Source organism: Williamsia sp. Leaf354, assembly GCF_001424365.1.
GTDB lineage: Bacteria > Actinomycetota > Actinomycetes > Mycobacteriales > Mycobacteriaceae > Williamsia_A.
In genome coordinates this window covers 534,897-550,662 of sequence record NZ_LMPL01000001.1, presented here as the reverse complement: position 1 = coordinate 550,662, position 15,766 = coordinate 534,897, and the positions used below count along the sequence as shown (strand labels likewise).

Here is a 15,766-nt window from a genome sequence, read left to right as displayed (position 1 = left end):
CGGTCTTCTCGCCGGTGTGATGACCAGCATCGGAGCCGAACCTGGGAGGTCGCTGCGACCGGGCTGCGAAGGGGGTCGGAACAACGCGCAGGGTGGGGTCGTTGCCCCACACAGCAGTTTTGTCCACGAAATCTCAAGGAGCTCCACCGTCATGACCTCGCCGCAGTCCGCCCGACGCATCGTTCTCGCCGCCCGCCCCCACGGCGAGCCACAGGACTCCGACGTCCGATTCGAGGAGTTCACCCTCCCGGAACCGCGTGAGGGCCAGGTGTTGCTGCAGACGCTCGACCTCTCCCTCGACCCCTACATGCGCGGTCGGATGAGCGCGGCGAAGTCGTACGCACCGCCGGTCGAGATCGACGCCCCGATGGTCGGCGCGACCGTCTCGCGGGTGCTGGCATCGAGCGACCCCGGCTTCGCCGAGGGCGACGTCGTGCTCGGCTACGGCGGGTGGCAGACCCATTCGGTCGAGTCGACCACGCACCTCCGCAAGCTCGACGCCGATTCGGCGGTCCCGCACACCACCGCCCTCGGTGTCCTCGGCATGCCCGGCTTCACCGCCTACTCGGGCCTGCTGACCATCGGCCGCCCGCAGCCCGGCGAGACCGTCGTCGTCGCCGCGGCCACCGGTCCCGTGGGTTCCGCGGTCGGTCAGATCGCGAAGATCAAGGGCGCCCGCGCCGTCGGTATCGCGGGCGGACCCGACAAGGTCGCGTACCTGCGCGACGAGTTGGGTTTCGACGCCGCGATCGACCATCGCGCCGATGATTTCGCCGACCAGCTCGCGGCGGCGACCGGCGACGGCATCGACGTCTACTTCGAGAACGTGGGCGGCAAGGTGTTCGACGCCGTCCTCCCGCGCATGAACACCTACGGCCGGATCCCGGTGTGCGGGTTGGTCGCCAACTACAACCTGACGTCGCTGCCGGAGGGTCCCGACCGCAGCGGCGCACTCATGGGCGTCATCCTGCGCAGCAGCCTCACCGTGCGCGGCTTCATCCAGACCGAGTTCGCCGCCGAGCAGCAGGAGACCTTCCTGGGCGAGGCTTCGCAGTGGGTCGCCGACGGTTCACTGAAGTACCTCGAGCACGTGGTCGACGGCTTCGACAACACCCTCGACGCGTTCCGAGACATGCTGGCGGGCCGCAGCTTCGGCAAGACCGTGGTCCACGTCGCCGACTGAGGTCACCCGACACGCGCGCCGGCGGTCTCGTGGTCGTCGACCGAACGACATCGCCGTACTCCCGTGGGAGTACGGCGATGTGTCTCAGCGACGGATGCGTCGGGCGACGCCGTCGGCGAGGCCGGACACGATCTGTGTCGCGCGCTGCTGCTCGCCCTGCTGGGCACCGAGGATCACGATCGTCCCGGTCAGCACCGGCAGCGCCCACTGCAGGTAGCGGAGCTGCTTCTGGGCTGCGGCGACGTCGGGCGGCGTCGTCGGTGCGGGCTCGGTGGCACCCCGCACGGGGGAGCCGTCGCCGGTCGCGGTCTTGGCGCCCAGCAGGCCGCTGTAGACCGTGGCCGCCACGGCTGCACCGGTGACGGCGAGCTTGGCGACTGTGTTCGCGCGCACACCGGTCTGGTGCGCAGCGCGGCCGCGGTTGTCGTACAGCACGACGGCGCCGCCCACGGCGTGCGCGGCGATGGCGGCGGCGTTGACCGGCGACCAGCCGGCCCAACCGACGGCGGCGACCCGAGCGCGATCCTGGGGATCGCGGACCGCGGCAGCGGCGCCGTTGACCCCGACCGCGCCCATCAGCGATCCGCCGAACCATGCGGCTGCACCGAGATCGTGGAGTGCGCGAAAAGTGGTGATACGTCTGGACATATGGCCCTCCTGGGGCATCTCACCGGTCGGCAGTCGCCAAGGACGGCCGCGCGGTGACGCACCGCAGCGCTGACCAGATGAGTTCTGAGATCCATTGCTGCCGTGCGTGGATCCGCCACGGGACCCTCGGGACCGGTGGCAGGTGAATGTGCTGTGGTTCAGTCGACCCGACTGACTGCAGGAGCAACATCTCCACCGTAGACCGATGTGTCGCGCCGTGGTGGCACTGGTGATGTGCGGCACCTCATCCACGCAGGTCAGGACAGCCTCATCTGCCTGGACGAGCTGGTGCCGACCATGTTTCATGGTGGCCATGTCCGAGACCGAACCGATCCAGCACAGCGCCGAACCCCATGCATCGGGGACCGGGGGCAAACTCAACTGGTTGCGCGCCGGGGTCCTCGGCGCGAACGACGGAATCGTCTCCACCGCAGGCATCGTCATCGGTGTCGCCGCGGCGACCGCCGAGCGGGAGCCCATCTTCACCGCCGGGGTTGCGGGTTTGGCCGCGGGCGCGGTGTCGATGGCGCTCGGCGAGTACGTGTCGGTGAGCACCCAGCGCGACACCGAGAAGGCGCTGCTGGACAAGGAGCGGGACGAACTGGCCGAGCAGCCGGAGGAGGAACTCGAGGAGCTCGCCGCGATCTACGAGGCGAAGGGCCTCTCGACCGAGACCGCGTGGCAGGTCGCCACCGAGCTCACCGAGAACGACGCCTTCGCCGCGCACGTCGACGCCGAGCTGGGTATCGACCCCGATGATCTGACCAGCCCCTGGCAGGCCGCGATCTCCTCGGCCATCTCGTTCACCACCGGCGCGGTGCTGCCGCTGCTCGCCATCCTCCTGACACCTGCGCACCTGCGGATCCCGGTCACCTTCCTCGTGGTGGCCGCGGCCCTCGCCCTGGCCGGGTTCATCAGCGCGACGATCGGTGAGGCGCATCGCTCGCGCGCGGTCCTGCGGGTCACGGTCGGCGGCGTCATCGCCATGGTGGTGACCTACGCGATCGGACGGCTAGTGGGCGGAGTGGTCGTCTAAAGCGAGTCCCTTGCGTCGTTCGTTAGGTTGGGTCACATGAGCTATGAGCACGCGGAATCGATCGACATCGACGCCTCCCCCGACACCGTCTACCGCGTGGTGTCCGACGTGACGCGGACCGGGGAGTGGAGCCCCATCTGCACCGCCTGCTGGTGGGACAGCGGCGACGAGCCGGGTCCCGACGGTCCGCGGGTCGACGCCTGGTTCACCGGACGCAACGAGAAGCCGTCACGCACCTGGGAGACGCGATCGGTCGTGGTGGCCGCGGAGCCCGGGCGCGAATTCGCGTGGCTGGTCGGCGGGAAGTACGCGCGCTGGGGCTTCACCCTCGAGCCGGCGGGCGACGGAACCCGACTCACCGAGACCTGGCAGTTCCGCGACGACGGCATCGCCTTCTTCCACGAGAAGTACGGCGACGAGGCGCAGGCGCAGATCACCGATCGCGTCGACGCCGCCCACACCGGCATCCCGGCGACCCTCGCGAGGATCAAGAGCATCATCGAGGCCGAGCAGGCCTGATCCCAATTCGGGAGATCAGAAGTACTGGGTTGAATCCACGATCACGGCGATGAGCCCGGCGATCGCGACGATGATCACGATCGTCGTGATGACCCCGACCACGATGGTGGTGGGCGAGAACCGCCGTGGCGTCGCCTGTCGTGCGTCGGAGGCCATCGAGGTCGACGCGTCCGCGGGTGGGGTGGCGCCGGGGTCGACACTCCCACCGGTCTCGAGATCGGAGTCGGGGAAACGAGCGGGTTCGGCGTCGGGCATGTGCAGCTCCTGGCGTGACAGGCGATGGCGAGCACCGCGATGGTTGGTGTCACTCGCCCCGAGCTGGACGAACTCTCTCCAGTGTCCTCGCTTCGCGCCTACCCTGCCGTGACGACCGCGTCACAACCCGTCCGCTGCACCGCTCCACGCCGAGCGACAAAGTGATGCGACAAAAGTGCTCACATTGTCATCACTGGGGACGTATGGTTCATTTATGTCACTCCGGCATGGAACCCAGTGAAGGCGGTAGTCGTCATGCGCGTACTCGACCAGGTGATCACCAAAGCCCAGGCAGTGGTGCCGATGCAGCGCCAGATCCAGGCGCTCCATCTCTTTCAGCACACGAAGAGCCGCTTGATCGGCGACGATCAACCGCGATTCACCGAGTCCGCGATCCCCGACGTCGCCGACCTCGATCTCACCGACATCGATGTCAGCGACCCGTTCCTCTGGCGTCAGGGGCAGTGGGAGGCCTACTTCCGCCGACTGCGGGATGAGGCCCCGGTGCACTTTCGCGGCGACAGCAAGTTCGGGCCGTTCTGGTCGGTGACCCGATACGACGACATCATCACCGTCGACAAGGACTTCGAGACCTTCTCCGCCGAACCGCAGATCATCCTCGGCACACCGCCGGAGGGGCTCGACATCGAGATGTTCATCGCCATGGACCCCCCGCGACACGACCAGCAGCGCGGGGCGGTCCAGGGAGTCGTCGCCCCGCAGAACCTCGAGGAGATGGAAAGCCTCATCCGCGAGCGGGTCGCGGAGGTCCTCGATGAACTCCCCGTGGACGAACCCTTCGACTGGGTCGACCGGGTGAGCATCGAACTGACCTCCCGGATGCTCGCGACGCTGCTCGACTTCCCCTACGAGGAACGGCGCAAGCTGGTCGAGTGGACCGATCTGGTGGCCGCCAGCGCGTCGGCAACCGGCGGCTCCACCGACACCGATGCCGCGTACCGGGCTGCGGCCGAGGCCGCCAAGAGTTTCAGCAACCTGTGGCACGACAAGGCCGCGCGACTGAAGGCCGGCGAGAAGCCCGGCTACGACCTGATCACCCTGATGCAGATGTCCGAGGACACCAAGGACCTCATCGAGCGCCCGATGGAGTTCCTGGGCAACATCGTCCTGCTCGTCATCGGCGGCAACGACACCACCCGCAACTCCATGACCGGTGGTCTACTCGCCCTCAACCAGTTCCCCGAGCAGTTCGACCGCCTCCGCGACGACCCGGGCCTGGTGTCGAAGGCGGTCCACGAGATCCTCCGCTGGCAGACGCCGCTCGCCTACATGCGCCGGATCGCCACGCGCGACACCGTCCTCAACGGGCAATTCATCCGCAAGGGCGACAAGGTCGTCATGTGGTACGCCTCGGCCAACCGCGACGAGCGCACGTTCGACGACCCCGACAGCTTCATCGTCGACCGACGCAACGCGCGCCACCACCTGGCGTTCGGTATCGGCACGCACCGCTGCATGGGGAGCCGTCTCGCGGAGCTGCAGCTCCGCATCCTCTGGGAGGAGCTGTTGGCCCGGTTCGACGACATCGAGGTCCTCGCCGAGCCCGAACGCGTGCAGTCGAACTTCGTGCGCGGCTACAGCTCGATGATGGTCCAGCTCACCCCGAAGGGCGCCCAGCGGCGACAGCACGGCACCTACCGCGCGATGCACCAGGAACGGCGCCGACGCGAGCAGGCACAGGCCGCGGAGACGCCGGCACCGGCGCCGGCACGACCGCAGCGCAAGGGACGCGTCGAGCGGACGGTGCTCGACGTCCAGGTCGCCCGGCGACGGGATGCGGCCGAGGGTGTCGTCGAGCTGACGCTCACCGCCCCGTCGGGAGAACCGCTGCCGCAGTGGGCTCCGGGTGCGCACGCCGAACTCCACCTCCGTTCGGACATGACCCGGCACTACTCGCTGTGTGGTGATCCCGCCGATCGGTCGTCGTGGACGGTCGCGGTCCTCCGCGAACCGGACGGCCGTGGTGGGTCGGCGTTCGTCCACGACGAGCTCACCGAGGGGACGACCCTCCAGGTGACGGGTCCCGCCAACCACTTCGCGCTCGTCGACTCGCCGCGGTACCTGTTCGTCGCCGGCGGTATCGGTATCACCCCGATCCGCACCATGATCGCTGCCGCGGACGCCCACGGCGCGAAGTGGGAGATGGTCTACGTCGGCAAGTCCCGGTCGACGATGGCGTTCCTCGACGAGTTCGAGGGTGACGACCGGGTGACGGTGTGGGCCAAGGACGAACGCGGCGCACGCTTCGACCTCGACACGCTTCTCGCCGACCCCCGGCCCGATACGCTCGTCTACTGCTGCGGCCCCGACGTCCTCCTCGACGCCGTCGAGGAGAGGTGCGCCGTCTGGCCGGCCGAGAGCCTGCACCTGGAACGGTTCGCCCCCAAGACGATCGACGCCCCCGAGGGTGCGCTGGACTCGTTCGAGGTCGAGTGCGTCGACTCCGGTGTGACGGTCACCGTGCCCGCGGGGACGTCGATGTTCGAGGCCGTCGAGGAGGCCGGCGTCGACGTGATGGGGTCGTGCATGGAGGGCATCTGCGGCACCTGTCAGGCCGAGGTCCTCGACGGGACCCCGGACCACCGGGACTCCGTGCTCACACGCGCGGAGCGCGACCGCGGCGACTCGGTGATGCTCTGCGTGTCGCGGTCGCTGTCGTCGAAGCTGGTCCTCGACCTGTAGCCCGACGGACCTGCCGACAGGCGGTCAGTCGAATCCGCGGACCACCCGGTCGATGCGGCTGACCGCTTCGTCGACGTCCACTGTCGGTTGCAGGAGATGGCTCATCGTGAGTCGCACAACGGAATCGACGAGCGCCTCGGACACCGTGTCCCCCAGGAGTGATCGGAGTGCGCCGGTCGCCTGACCCAGTACGGCGTCGGGGTTCACGGTGAGCAGTGCGAGGAGGCCCGCGTCGTGGCCCGGCCGGAGGACGGCTGCGAGAGCGGCATTCGACCGACCGTGCTCCAGGACATTCCGCACGGCCGCCGAGACGCCCTTCTCGAAGTCGTCGGGATGCGCCGCGAGGCCGGCCGACACACGCTCCAGGAAGCGATCGACCTCTCGGTGCACCACCGCGTTGCCGAGCTCTTCTCGGGTCCCCACCTCTTTGTAAAGGCTCTGCCGCGGGACCCCGGAGCGCTTCGCGACCGCGGTCATGCTCAGGCCGTCCCAGCCCTGATCGGTGATGATCTCCACCGATGCGTCGAGGACACGCTCGAGACGCAGGGCCCGCAGTTCGGAATAGAAATCTGCCCCGGTCATGGGTCGAGCCTAGGTCAGACCATGACCTGCGGTGCGACGCGGACACCGACGGAGACCGTCACCGCCCGATCGCGTCGGGCGGGGTGATCTACGCCAGCGCGAGGAACAGTTTCTCGAGTTCGGCCTCGGTCATCGGTTCCCGCACGCCCTCGGCGTTGTCGGTCATGCACTCACGGAGTCCGGTCGCCACGATCTTGAACCCGGCACGGTCGAGGGCCTTCGACACCGCGGCGAGCTGGGTCACCACGTCCTTGCAGTCACGCCCGGCCTCGATCATCGCGATCACCCCGCCGAGTTGCCCCTGCGCGCGCCGCAACCGGTTGAGCACCTGCGCGATTGCGTCGTCGTCGCCGATCATGAGTTTCTCCTCGCCGCGGATGGTGATCACCCAGCATAGCCCCGGGGGTATCAGGGGGCGGCGATCGTCGCGATCGCCCTGCGCAGCAGCTCACCCGCCTCCGCCGCGATGGGCGTCAGCGCCTGTTCCCCCGTCACCGATCCCATGAGGTCGGGGTTCATCGCCTCGACGATCAGGGTGCGACCGGTGTCGTCGGCGGTGTCGGCACGGATGACGACGTTGCACGGCAACAGCATTCCGATCTGCGGTTTAACACCGAGAGCGCGGTGGGCGATGTGCGGATTGCAGGCTCCGAGGATGGTGAACGTCTCCATGTCCTCGTCGAGTTTCTTCTTCATCGTCGCCTGCACGTCGATCTCGGTGAGGACTCCGAAGCCCTGCTCGGCGAGGGCGTCGGTCACCTTCTGCTTCGCGGTGGCCAGGTCGGTGTCGGTGAGGGTCGTGCTCAGTCCCAGTTCCATGGGTGTCTCCTTCGTTGTGTTCGAGAACGTCGAGTTCAGTTGTGGGCGAAGCTGATCGAGGGCAGGACGCGCCGGAGCCATGCCGGTGACCACCATCCGGCGTGGCCGGTCAGTCGCAGCAGCACCGGTAGCAGGACCAATCGGATGAGGACGGCATCGAGGAGGACCGCAACACCCAGGATGATGCCCATCTCCTTCGGCGGGAGCGGATCGGCGAGGGCGAAGCTGAAGAACACCGCCACCATCACCGCGGCCGCCGCGAAGATCACCCGACCCGAGTGGGCCATGCCGTCGATCTGCGCGGTGTACGGGTCACCGCTCTTCTCGTAGTGCTCCTTGGCCGTGGCCAGTAGGAACACCGTGTAGTCCATCGCGATGGCGAAGATCATCGCGAAGAAGAACACCGGACCCCATCCGTCGAGGAATCCCTGCGGCGTGAATCCGAGCAGCGACGCCCCGTGACCGTCCTGGAAGACCAGCTTCGCGACACCGAACGCCGCCCCGGTGGACAGCAGACTGACCACGGTTCCCATCAGGGCGATGAGCGGCGCCTGCAATGCGACGAGCAACAGCAGGAAGCCCATGGTCAGGATGACGCCGACGATGACGGGCAGATAGTCGTCCAGTGCGGTCTGCAGATCGAGGTTCTCCGCGGGTGCCCCGCCGACGAGAGCATCGGCCGGGAGACGGTTGCGCAGTGTGTCGAGGATCGACCCCATCTGCGCGTTCGACGGGTCCACGGTCGGGATCGCCTGCATGAGGGCATATCCCGAACCGTCGCGCGCGGGCTGCGGCGGGGTGACCACCGCGATACCCGGGCTCGACGATGCGGTGGTCGCTGCGTCCTGCGCCTCGGCGGCCGGAGAGATGATCTGCAGCGCGCCAGGAGCACCCGGACCGAACTGCTGCTGCACCAGCGCATACCCCTGGCGGACCGGAGCATCCTCCGGCACCACCGAGATCGAGGGCATCGCGACCTTCAGCCCGAACACCGGCAGAGCCAGCAGCACCAGGATGCCCAGGGAGACGACCGCGAACGGCCACGGGTGCTTGTGCAGCAGCGACCCCCAGCGGTGGAACACCGGCGACCGGTGCTCCTGCTTCTTCGCGTAGGGCAACGACACCGCGTTGACCCTCGGACCGAGGGCACCGAGCACGGTGGGCAGCAGGGTCAGGGTCGCGAGAAGGACGAAGACCACCGCGAGCATGATCCCGACCGCCATCGTCCGCACCGCCGGCGCCGGGACGAGCAGGACGGCCGAGAGGCTCACGAGGACGGTGAGGCCCGACAGGAACACGGCCTTGCCCGCGGTGTCCATGGTGTCGACGACGGCCTGACGGCGATCGCCGCGCTGCTTCAGCGCGTCACGGAACCGCGAGACGATGAACAGCGCATAGTCGATGCCGAGCGCCAGGGCGAACATCATCGCGAAGTTCATGGCCCACACCGAGATCGGTGTCACCTGGTTGAGCAGCACCAGTCCACCCGCGGACGCGACGAGGCCCGCGACGGTCAGCAGCAACGGCAGACCGGCGGCGACCAGAGAACCGAACGCGAGCACCATGATCGCGAGTGTGACGGGCCATGAGAACAACTCGGCTGTGATCATCGCGTCGTGGTTGGCCTTGTTGAAGTCCGCCCACAGCGCCGACGCTCCGGTGGGGTAGACCTCGATCCCGTTGCGGGACAGCGCGGTCAGCTCCGACTTGTGGTCGTCGACGGCCTTCACCATCTCGTCGGTCGACGCGTTCGCCCCGGCGATGAGGATGCCGGTGTGGCGGTCGCGGCTGATGGTCACACCGGGCTGCGGCGCGACGATCTCGCCGAAGCGCGAGTCCGACCCGAGCTCTCGCTCGATCTCTGTGAACACCGCCTGCATGCTCGATTCGGAGACGGTGGCGGAGTTCGAGTGGACGACGATCTGCACCGCGGCCGAGGAGTTCCCGCCGAAGTGCTGCTGCGCCAGCTCGCGCACGGCGACCGATTCCGAGTCGTTCGCCTGCCACCCCGCCCCGGCAAGCGACGAGAACACCGAGGGCGCGAACGCACCGAGAACGACGATCGCGGCCAGCCACAGCCCGAACACCATTCGCCGGTGATCGGTACCCCAGCCGCCGACCCGACCGAGCAGTCCGGGACGCGGGGTGGTGTCGGGCCGACGGAGGTCGGGTGACGAGGGGGGTGCGGCGCGCATGGGATGTCCTCTCGGGTGCTTGATACCCCCATGGGTATACACACCCCCCGGGGTATCTGTCCAGCAGTCGGTAGGATCGGGACCATGGCCGATTCACTGGACGTCGACGGACGATCGGTGGGCGTCACGCACCTCGACAAGGTCCTGTACCCGGCGACCGGGACCCGGAAAGCCGAGGTGATCGACTACTACAACCGGGTGGCGCAGGTGATGCTCCCGCATCTGTGGCGGCGTCCGGTCACGCGTAAGCGCTGGCCCGACGGCGTCGAGTCGGCGCCCTTCTTCGAGAAGAACCTGCCCACGAGCGCCCCGGGCTGGCTGGAGCGCCGGGTCATCGAACACAGCGACCGCGACGCGGTCTACCCCGTCGCCACCTCGCGCGCCGACCTCGTGTGGTTCGGGCAGCAGGCCGCCCTCGAACTGCATGTGCCGCAGTGGACGTTCCCGCCCGATTCCGACGCCCCCGTCGCCAAGCCCGACCGCCGCGCCAACCGTCTCGTGCTCGATCTCGACCCCGGCCCGGGTGTCAGCCTCGCCCACTGCGCCGAGATCGCCCTGCTGGTCCGTGAACTCCTGGCCGGGGCAGGCCTCGATTCCTATCCGGTGACCAGCGGCAGCAAGGGGATCCACGTGTACGCCCCGTTGCCGGCCGCGGTGTCGAGCGACGGCGCCCGGGCGGTGGCGAAGCAGATCGCGACCGCGCTGGCCGCCGAGCGCCCCGACGACGTGACGGCGGTGATGGCGAAGGCGGTGCGCGCGGGAAAGGTGTTCATCGACTGGAGCCAGAACTCCAGCGCGAAGACCACTCTCGCGCCCTACTCCCTACGCGGGCGCGAGCAACCCTGGGCCGCGGCACCGCGATTCTGGGACGAGTTGTCCGATCCCGGCATCGCGCAACTCGACTTCACCGCGGTCCTCGAGCGCATCTCCGAGCACGGCGACATCCTCGCCGGTCTCGACGACGCGATCACGGCACCGGCCGTGGTCGTACCCGATGCCGCGGTCGTCGCCGATACGCCGGCGGTGGTCAGTCTCAGCGAATACCGGCGCAAGCGCGACGAATCGAAGACCCCCGAACCGTTCGGTGACGAGACACACCGGGCAGCAACGCGATCCGACGACACCGACGTCGAGGACGACGCCGGCCCGGGTCTGCCGATCTTCGTGATCCAGGAACACCACGCGCGCCGACTGCACTACGACTTCCGGCTCGAGAGGGACGGCGTGCTGGTGTCGTGGGCGGTACCCAAGAACCTGCCCACCGACAGCGACCAGAACCGTCTCGCGGTCCACACCGAGGACCACCCCATGGACTACGCCGATTTCGCCGGCGACATCCCCGCCGGGGAGTACGGCGGCGGACACGTGGAGATCTGGGACCACGGCACCTACGAGACCGAGAAGTGGCGTGACGACGAGGTGATCGTGCGACTGCACGGTGACCGCATCCAGGGTCGCTACGCCCTGATCAAGACGGGCGAGAAGAACTGGCTCGCGCACCTCATGTCCGACGAGCCGCGACCGATCGTCCCCGACAGCCTGCGCGATCCCCGCCCGATGCTCGCCACCGACGACCCCGTCGAGAAACTCTCCGCCGACACCTGGGCCTTCGAGGGCAAGTGGGACGGCTACCGGATCATCGCCCGCTACATCGGGGGCGAACTGCGGCTCACCAGCCGCGCCGGCATCGACATGACCGCCGACTTCCCCCAGTTGAGCTCCCTCGCCGACGATCTCGGGTTGATCGACACCGTGCTCGACGGCGAGGTGGTGGCCGTCGACGCAACCGGCAAGACCAACTTCACACTGCTCGCCAGCCGCGACTCCACGTCCGAACCCTTCACCCTCAAACTGATGCTGTTCGACATCCTGTACCTCAACGGTTCGTCGCTGCTCCGGATGACGTGGGAGCAACGCCGATCGCTGCTCGACGAGATCGCACCGGTCTTCGCCCGCGACCCGGCGATCGAGGTTCCGCCGCTGCTGAGCGGATCGGGTGCCGAGGCGATGGACCACAGTCGCGACAAGGGCTGGGAGGGCGTGATCGCCAAGCGCCGCGACTCGGTCTACCAGCAGGGGCGCCGGTCGCGGACGTGGCTCAAGCAGAAGAACTGGCGTGACATCGAGGTCGTCGTCGGTGGATGGCGTCCGGGCAAGGGCAACCGCTCGAACACGATCGGTTCGCTGCTCGTCGGACTCCCCGAGCACACCGGCCTGCGCTACATCGGACGGGTCGGTACCGGGTTCACCGACAAGCAGCGCACCGCCCTCGCCGAGGAGCTGGCGCCGCTGCGGCGGAAGACCTCCCCCTTCGTGGAACGACTCGACCGGCCCGTCGAACACGACGCGGTGTGGGTACTGCCGAAGGTGGTGGCCGAGGTGCGCTTCATGGACTGGACCAGCACCGGCCACCTGAGGCATCCGAGCTGGCGGGGCATCCGCAGGGACAAGCTTCCCGGCGATCTGTGATCATGAATCGCATGCTGACCGTCGCCCACATCAGCGACCTCCACTTCAGCGGGGAGGCCGACCACCGCGCGCGAGTGGAGGCGGTGCTCGCCCACATCTCTGCACGCGCCGACGGCATCGACGCCCTCGTGGTGACCGGTGACATCACCGACGACGGTTCGCCGGCCCAGTACGAGGAGGCCGCGGAGGTGCTGCGCGGGGTGCCGTTACCGACCACGCTGCTCATCCCCGGCAACCACGACCGCCGCGACGAGTTCGGCTTCGGCCTGTTCGGTCGTCACACCCACGACATGCCGCTCAACCGCTCCGCGGTGATCGCCGGCGCGCTGTTCCTCATGTGCGACAGCACCATCCCCGGGCGCAACGACGGATACCTCTCCGACGACACCGTCGCCTGGATGGATCGCGAGATCACCGCCGTGGGTGAGGGTGTGCCGGTCATCGTGTGTTTCCACCATCCCCCGGTGGTGCTGGGTATGCCGTTCATGGACTCGATCCGACAGACCGGGGAGGACCGCCTGCTGCGGCTCGTCGAGAAGCACCCCGGCATCGTCGGCTTCCTCTGCGGTCACGCGCACACCGGCGCCGTCACCAGCTTCGCCGGTCGTCCGGTGTGCCTCGCCCCGGGCGTCTCGTCGACCCTGAACCTCTCGTTCGAGGGAACCGACATCGTCGACGCCTCCCAGCCACCGGGTCTCGCCTTCCACCAGCTCGACGGCTGGCGTCTCATCACCCACTTCCGCGCGGTGGTCTGACATGCGTGTCCGTCACCTCAACTGCGGGACGATGCCCGTCCCCGGCGACTCACTGGTGTGCCATGTGCTGCTGCTCGAGACCGACAACGGCCTCATCCTCGTCGACTCCGGCTACGGTCTCGCCGACTGTGCCTCGCCCGCACGACGTCTGGGGCCGTTGCGCCATGTGATCCGTCCGGTGCTCGACCCGGAGGAGACCGCGGCCCGCCAGATCGAGAACCTCGGCTACTCCACCGACGACGTCCGCCACATCGTCGTCACGCATTTCGACCTCGACCACGTCGGCGGCATCGCCGACTTCCCCGGTGCCACCGTCCATGCCACCGCCACCGAGGTCACCGCCGCCCAACGCCCGCGCACCACGCTCGAGCACGGCCGCTACCGCCGACGCCAGTGGGCCCACGGCCCCACCCTGGTCACCCACGAACCCGTCGGCGAGTCCTGGCGGGGATTCGCCGCGGCGCGGGAACTCACCGCCATCGCCCCCGGGGTGGTCCTGATCTCGCTGCCCGGCCACACCCGTGGGCACGCCGCGATCGCCGTCGACGCCGGCAACCGCTGGGTTCTGCACTGCGGCGACGCCTTTCATCACCGGGGCGCCATCGAGGACGAGACCTCGACGCCGTGGACGATGCGGGTGACCGAGACCGCGCTCGCGATGGACCGCAAGCAGTTGCGGCGCAACCAGGAACGCATCGCCGAGCTGCGCCGTCGCGCAGAACCCGATCTGGTGATCGTCAACGCCCACGACCGCACGCTGTTCGACCGCGCCGTCGCCTCCGCCTGACCCTCAGATCACCCCGTCGGCCGCCGCGGCGAGGAATTCCGCGTGATCGCGGTCGACCTGATCGGCGTAGTCGACCGCCCACCGGGCGATGGCCTCGTCCGCGGTGTCCTTCTTGCCGAGGTAACCGGCGATCTGCGCGAACGCCGGACTCTGGCTGTGTGATCGGGCCAGCAGTCGCGCACAGAGTTCGCTGTAGCGGCGCAGTTCGCGCGCCTTGAGGTCGGTAGCGTCGATCGACCCCTTCATGTCCCGGAACTGCCGCCAGTAGAACGCGCCCTCGCGTGATGCGGTCCACCCGAGGAACGGATCGGAATTGGCCTGCAACACATGCGCACTCGCCACCACGCGGATCGCGTCACGCGCGTCGGCCGGCGTGTGCTCGGTCTCGGGTATCACCGAGGTGAGTCCGCCGTTGGTCTCGAGCACCGACGGCGCGACCTGCTTGAGCTGGAGCACCATCGGCTCATCCGACGGACCCTGCAGCAGCACGATCAGTGCGATGTTGCCGACCGAGCCGACACCCACCACCCGTCGTGCGACATCGACGATCTCGAACTGCGACAACAACAACGCCACGTCGGTGCGCACCGACGACAGGTAGTGGTCGAAGATCTCGTCGACGCGTTGCCCGGCGAGTTCGATCCGCTCGGGGTGCTGGGCGGACAGCGGGACCACGATGGGCGGATCCGGCGTGATGCGGCGGCGACCATCGGGACCGATCTCGGTGATCTTGTCGACGATGCTGTTCGCCGTGCGTCGCCGCGCCTTGGCCAGCGCGGAGTCGATGACATCGGCGACCACGCCACCGGCGTTGTCGGCCAGCACCTCTGCGTCGACCGATGTGTAGTAGCGGTCGATCACCGACTGCGACCCCGCCACGCGCAGTGCCCGGCGATAGGCCTGCGCGGCATCGGCGGCGAGCTCGGCCTGGTCGTCGCGGTCGGCGTCGTCGGCGCGGGCGCACAGCACCGCGCTGGTCACCAGCCGCTTGATGTCCCACTCCCACGGTCCGACGCCGGATTCGTCGAAGTCGTTGAGGTCGAACAGGATGCGGCGTTCGGGGCTGGCGTAGAAGCCGAAGTTGCCGATGTGGGCGTCGCCGCTGATCACCACGTCGACACCGGTCACCGGGATCGACGACAGGTCGGTGGCCATGATGTCGGCGGTCGCGCGGAAGAACGCGAACGGCGACTCGCTCATCCGCTCGATACGCAGCGGGATGAGTTCGGCGATACGCCCCTCGTGCTGCTTGCGGACGAGGTCGACCAGGTCGCGCTCGCCCGACGGCAGCTGCGCCAGCGTCGACCGGCCGCGCGTCTCCCGCATGGCCTTGCCCATCGCGAACGACTCGTCGTGGTCATGGCGTTCGAGGAACCGATGAAAGGGCATACCGCGATGCTAACGCCGGCACACGGGCGCGTACTGTCGCGATCGCAGCTGGTCTGCCGTACGAGTGACACCCAGGAGCCCCTGAGTCGGTCGTGCGGCATCGAGCCCGGTCACCGCCCTCGGTGGCGGCCGGGCAAGAGGGAACCCGGTGAGAATCCGGGACTGTCCCGCAGCGGTGAGTGGGAACGACCGCCGACAATCAGCACTGGCGGGTCCGCGAGAGCGGACCTGCTGGGAAGCGTCGGCCAGTAGGCCGCGAGTGTCACGCCCACGAGTCCGAAGACCTGCCAGTTGTGCCGGGTGCGCCGCACCCGGCGGATCATCGCCTCGTGGACTGGGCGTGTGACCGCAAGAGCTGACGGCTGTGCCCTCGTGAGGGGTACGGCTTCAGGCCGCGTGCCCTCGGCACCCGGCCGGCTCGTCGGT

At 68.4% G+C, this 15,766-nt stretch carries 14 protein-coding genes and 1 riboswitch; of the genes, 7 read left to right on the top strand and 7 right to left on the bottom strand.

Features of this window, described 5'->3' with window-relative positions:
- Nucleotides 1-151 precede the first annotated feature (151 nt).
- A complete protein-coding gene (locus ASG12_RS02575; protein ID WP_055784813.1) occupies nt 152-1,183 on the top strand; it encodes an NADP-dependent oxidoreductase in 1,032 nt (343 codons plus the stop codon).
- Between the two features lie 84 nt (nt 1,184-1,267).
- Here the strand turns inward: ASG12_RS02575 and ASG12_RS02570 are convergent, their stop codons facing one another.
- Nucleotides 1,268-1,831: a hypothetical protein gene (locus ASG12_RS02570; RefSeq protein ID WP_055784810.1), complete on the bottom strand. Its 564-nt coding sequence runs from the start codon at nt 1,829-1,831 to the stop codon at nt 1,268-1,270.
- 313 nt (nt 1,832-2,144) lie between these two features.
- Between ASG12_RS02570 and ASG12_RS02565 the strand changes: the two genes are divergently transcribed.
- Nucleotides 2,145-2,867: a VIT1/CCC1 transporter family protein gene (locus tag ASG12_RS02565; RefSeq protein ID WP_156377893.1), complete on the top strand. Its 723-nt coding sequence runs from the start codon at nt 2,145-2,147 to the stop codon at nt 2,865-2,867.
- A gap of 36 nt (nt 2,868-2,903) precedes the next feature.
- Complete coding sequence (locus ASG12_RS02560; protein WP_055784805.1) at nt 2,904-3,386, top strand: SRPBCC family protein; 483 nt, start codon at nt 2,904-2,906, stop codon at nt 3,384-3,386.
- Between the two features lie 15 nt (nt 3,387-3,401).
- Here ASG12_RS02560 and ASG12_RS02555 read toward each other — a convergent pair whose 3' ends face one another.
- A complete protein-coding gene (locus ASG12_RS02555) occupies nt 3,402-3,641 on the bottom strand; it encodes a DUF6480 family protein (RefSeq protein ID WP_045821058.1) in 240 nt (79 codons plus the stop codon).
- A gap of 255 nt (nt 3,642-3,896) precedes the next feature.
- On the opposite strand from ASG12_RS02555, the gene ASG12_RS02550 reads away from it, so the two are divergent.
- Nucleotides 3,897-6,344 carry a cytochrome P450/oxidoreductase gene (locus tag ASG12_RS02550; RefSeq protein WP_055787470.1) on the top strand — a complete coding sequence of 816 codons (2,448 nt, stop codon included), beginning with the start codon at nt 3,897-3,899 and terminating at the stop codon, nt 6,342-6,344.
- A 24-nt stretch (nt 6,345-6,368) separates the two neighbouring features.
- Here ASG12_RS02550 and ASG12_RS02545 read toward each other — a convergent pair whose 3' ends face one another.
- The 4 genes from ASG12_RS02545 to ASG12_RS02530 form a co-directional block, all read right to left on the bottom strand.
- Entirely contained in the window at nt 6,369-6,926 is a 558-nt protein-coding gene (locus tag ASG12_RS02545) for a TetR family transcriptional regulator (RefSeq protein ID WP_045821057.1), read from the bottom strand.
- 88 nt (nt 6,927-7,014) lie between these two features.
- Nucleotides 7,015-7,284: a metal-sensitive transcriptional regulator gene (locus ASG12_RS02540; RefSeq protein WP_045821135.1), complete on the bottom strand. Its 270-nt coding sequence runs from the start codon at nt 7,282-7,284 to the stop codon at nt 7,015-7,017.
- A 50-nt stretch (nt 7,285-7,334) separates the two neighbouring features.
- A complete protein-coding gene (locus ASG12_RS02535; protein WP_055784802.1) occupies nt 7,335-7,745 on the bottom strand; it encodes a DUF302 domain-containing protein in 411 nt (136 codons plus the stop codon).
- A gap of 35 nt (nt 7,746-7,780) precedes the next feature.
- On the bottom strand, nt 7,781-9,940 hold the full coding sequence (locus tag ASG12_RS02530; RefSeq protein ID WP_055784799.1) for an MMPL family transporter: 2,160 nt from the start codon (nt 9,938-9,940) through the stop codon (nt 7,781-7,783).
- Nucleotides 9,941-10,024: 84 nt separating this feature from the next.
- On the opposite strand from ASG12_RS02530, the gene ASG12_RS02525 reads away from it, so the two are divergent.
- The 3 genes from ASG12_RS02525 to ASG12_RS02515 are packed head-to-tail and all read left to right on the top strand — an operon-like array spanning nt 10,025 to nt 13,951.
- Nucleotides 10,025-12,409 (top strand): ATP-dependent DNA ligase, encoded by a 2,385-nt coding sequence (locus tag ASG12_RS02525; protein WP_055784797.1) that lies wholly within the window; start codon nt 10,025-10,027, stop codon nt 12,407-12,409.
- Nucleotides 12,410-12,420: 11 nt separating this feature from the next.
- Nucleotides 12,421-13,164 (top strand): metallophosphoesterase, encoded by a 744-nt coding sequence (locus tag ASG12_RS02520; RefSeq protein WP_055787467.1) that lies wholly within the window; start codon nt 12,421-12,423, stop codon nt 13,162-13,164.
- Between the two features lies 1 nt (nt 13,165).
- The gene (locus ASG12_RS02515; protein WP_055784794.1) at nt 13,166-13,951 is read left to right on the top strand and encodes an MBL fold metallo-hydrolase; all 786 of its coding nucleotides are present in this window, start codon (nt 13,166-13,168) and stop codon (nt 13,949-13,951) included.
- 3 nt (nt 13,952-13,954) lie between these two features.
- Here the strand turns inward: ASG12_RS02515 and ASG12_RS02510 are convergent, their stop codons facing one another.
- On the bottom strand, nt 13,955-15,340 hold the full coding sequence (locus tag ASG12_RS02510) for a DUF2252 domain-containing protein (protein ID WP_055784791.1): 1,386 nt from the start codon (nt 15,338-15,340) through the stop codon (nt 13,955-13,957).
- A 90-nt stretch (nt 15,341-15,430) separates the two neighbouring features.
- Nucleotides 15,431-15,646: riboswitch (cobalamin riboswitch) on the top strand.
- Nucleotides 15,647-15,766: the final 120 nt, after the last annotated feature.

What these genes read in the sequence shown, in the direction of transcription:
- ASG12_RS02575 (WP_055784813.1), top strand. Translation starts at nt 152, where the DNA reads ATGACCTCGCCGCAGTCCGCCCGACGCATCGTTCTCGCCGCCCGCCCC.
- ASG12_RS02570 (WP_055784810.1), bottom strand. Translation starts at nt 1,831, where the DNA reads ATGTCCAGACGTATCACCACTTTTCGCGCACTCCACGATCTCGGTGCA.
- ASG12_RS02565 (WP_156377893.1), top strand. Translation starts at nt 2,145, where the DNA reads ATGTCCGAGACCGAACCGATCCAGCACAGCGCCGAACCCCATGCATCG.
- ASG12_RS02560 (WP_055784805.1), top strand. Translation starts at nt 2,904, where the DNA reads ATGAGCTATGAGCACGCGGAATCGATCGACATCGACGCCTCCCCCGAC.
- ASG12_RS02555 (WP_045821058.1), bottom strand. Translation starts at nt 3,641, where the DNA reads ATGCCCGACGCCGAACCCGCTCGTTTCCCCGACTCCGATCTCGAGACC.
- ASG12_RS02550 (WP_055787470.1), top strand. Translation starts at nt 3,897, where the DNA reads ATGCGCGTACTCGACCAGGTGATCACCAAAGCCCAGGCAGTGGTGCCG.
- ASG12_RS02545 (WP_045821057.1), bottom strand. Translation starts at nt 6,926, where the DNA reads ATGACCGGGGCAGATTTCTATTCCGAACTGCGGGCCCTGCGTCTCGAG.
- ASG12_RS02540 (WP_045821135.1), bottom strand. Translation starts at nt 7,284, where the DNA reads ATGATCGGCGACGACGACGCAATCGCGCAGGTGCTCAACCGGTTGCGG.
- ASG12_RS02535 (WP_055784802.1), bottom strand. Translation starts at nt 7,745, where the DNA reads ATGGAACTGGGACTGAGCACGACCCTCACCGACACCGACCTGGCCACC.
- ASG12_RS02530 (WP_055784799.1), bottom strand. Translation starts at nt 9,940, where the DNA reads ATGCGCGCCGCACCCCCCTCGTCACCCGACCTCCGTCGGCCCGACACC.
- ASG12_RS02525 (WP_055784797.1), top strand. Translation starts at nt 10,025, where the DNA reads ATGGCCGATTCACTGGACGTCGACGGACGATCGGTGGGCGTCACGCAC.
- ASG12_RS02520 (WP_055787467.1), top strand. Translation starts at nt 12,421, where the DNA reads ATGCTGACCGTCGCCCACATCAGCGACCTCCACTTCAGCGGGGAGGCC.
- ASG12_RS02515 (WP_055784794.1), top strand. Translation starts at nt 13,166, where the DNA reads ATGCGTGTCCGTCACCTCAACTGCGGGACGATGCCCGTCCCCGGCGAC.
- ASG12_RS02510 (WP_055784791.1), bottom strand. Translation starts at nt 15,340, where the DNA reads ATGCCCTTTCATCGGTTCCTCGAACGCCATGACCACGACGAGTCGTTC.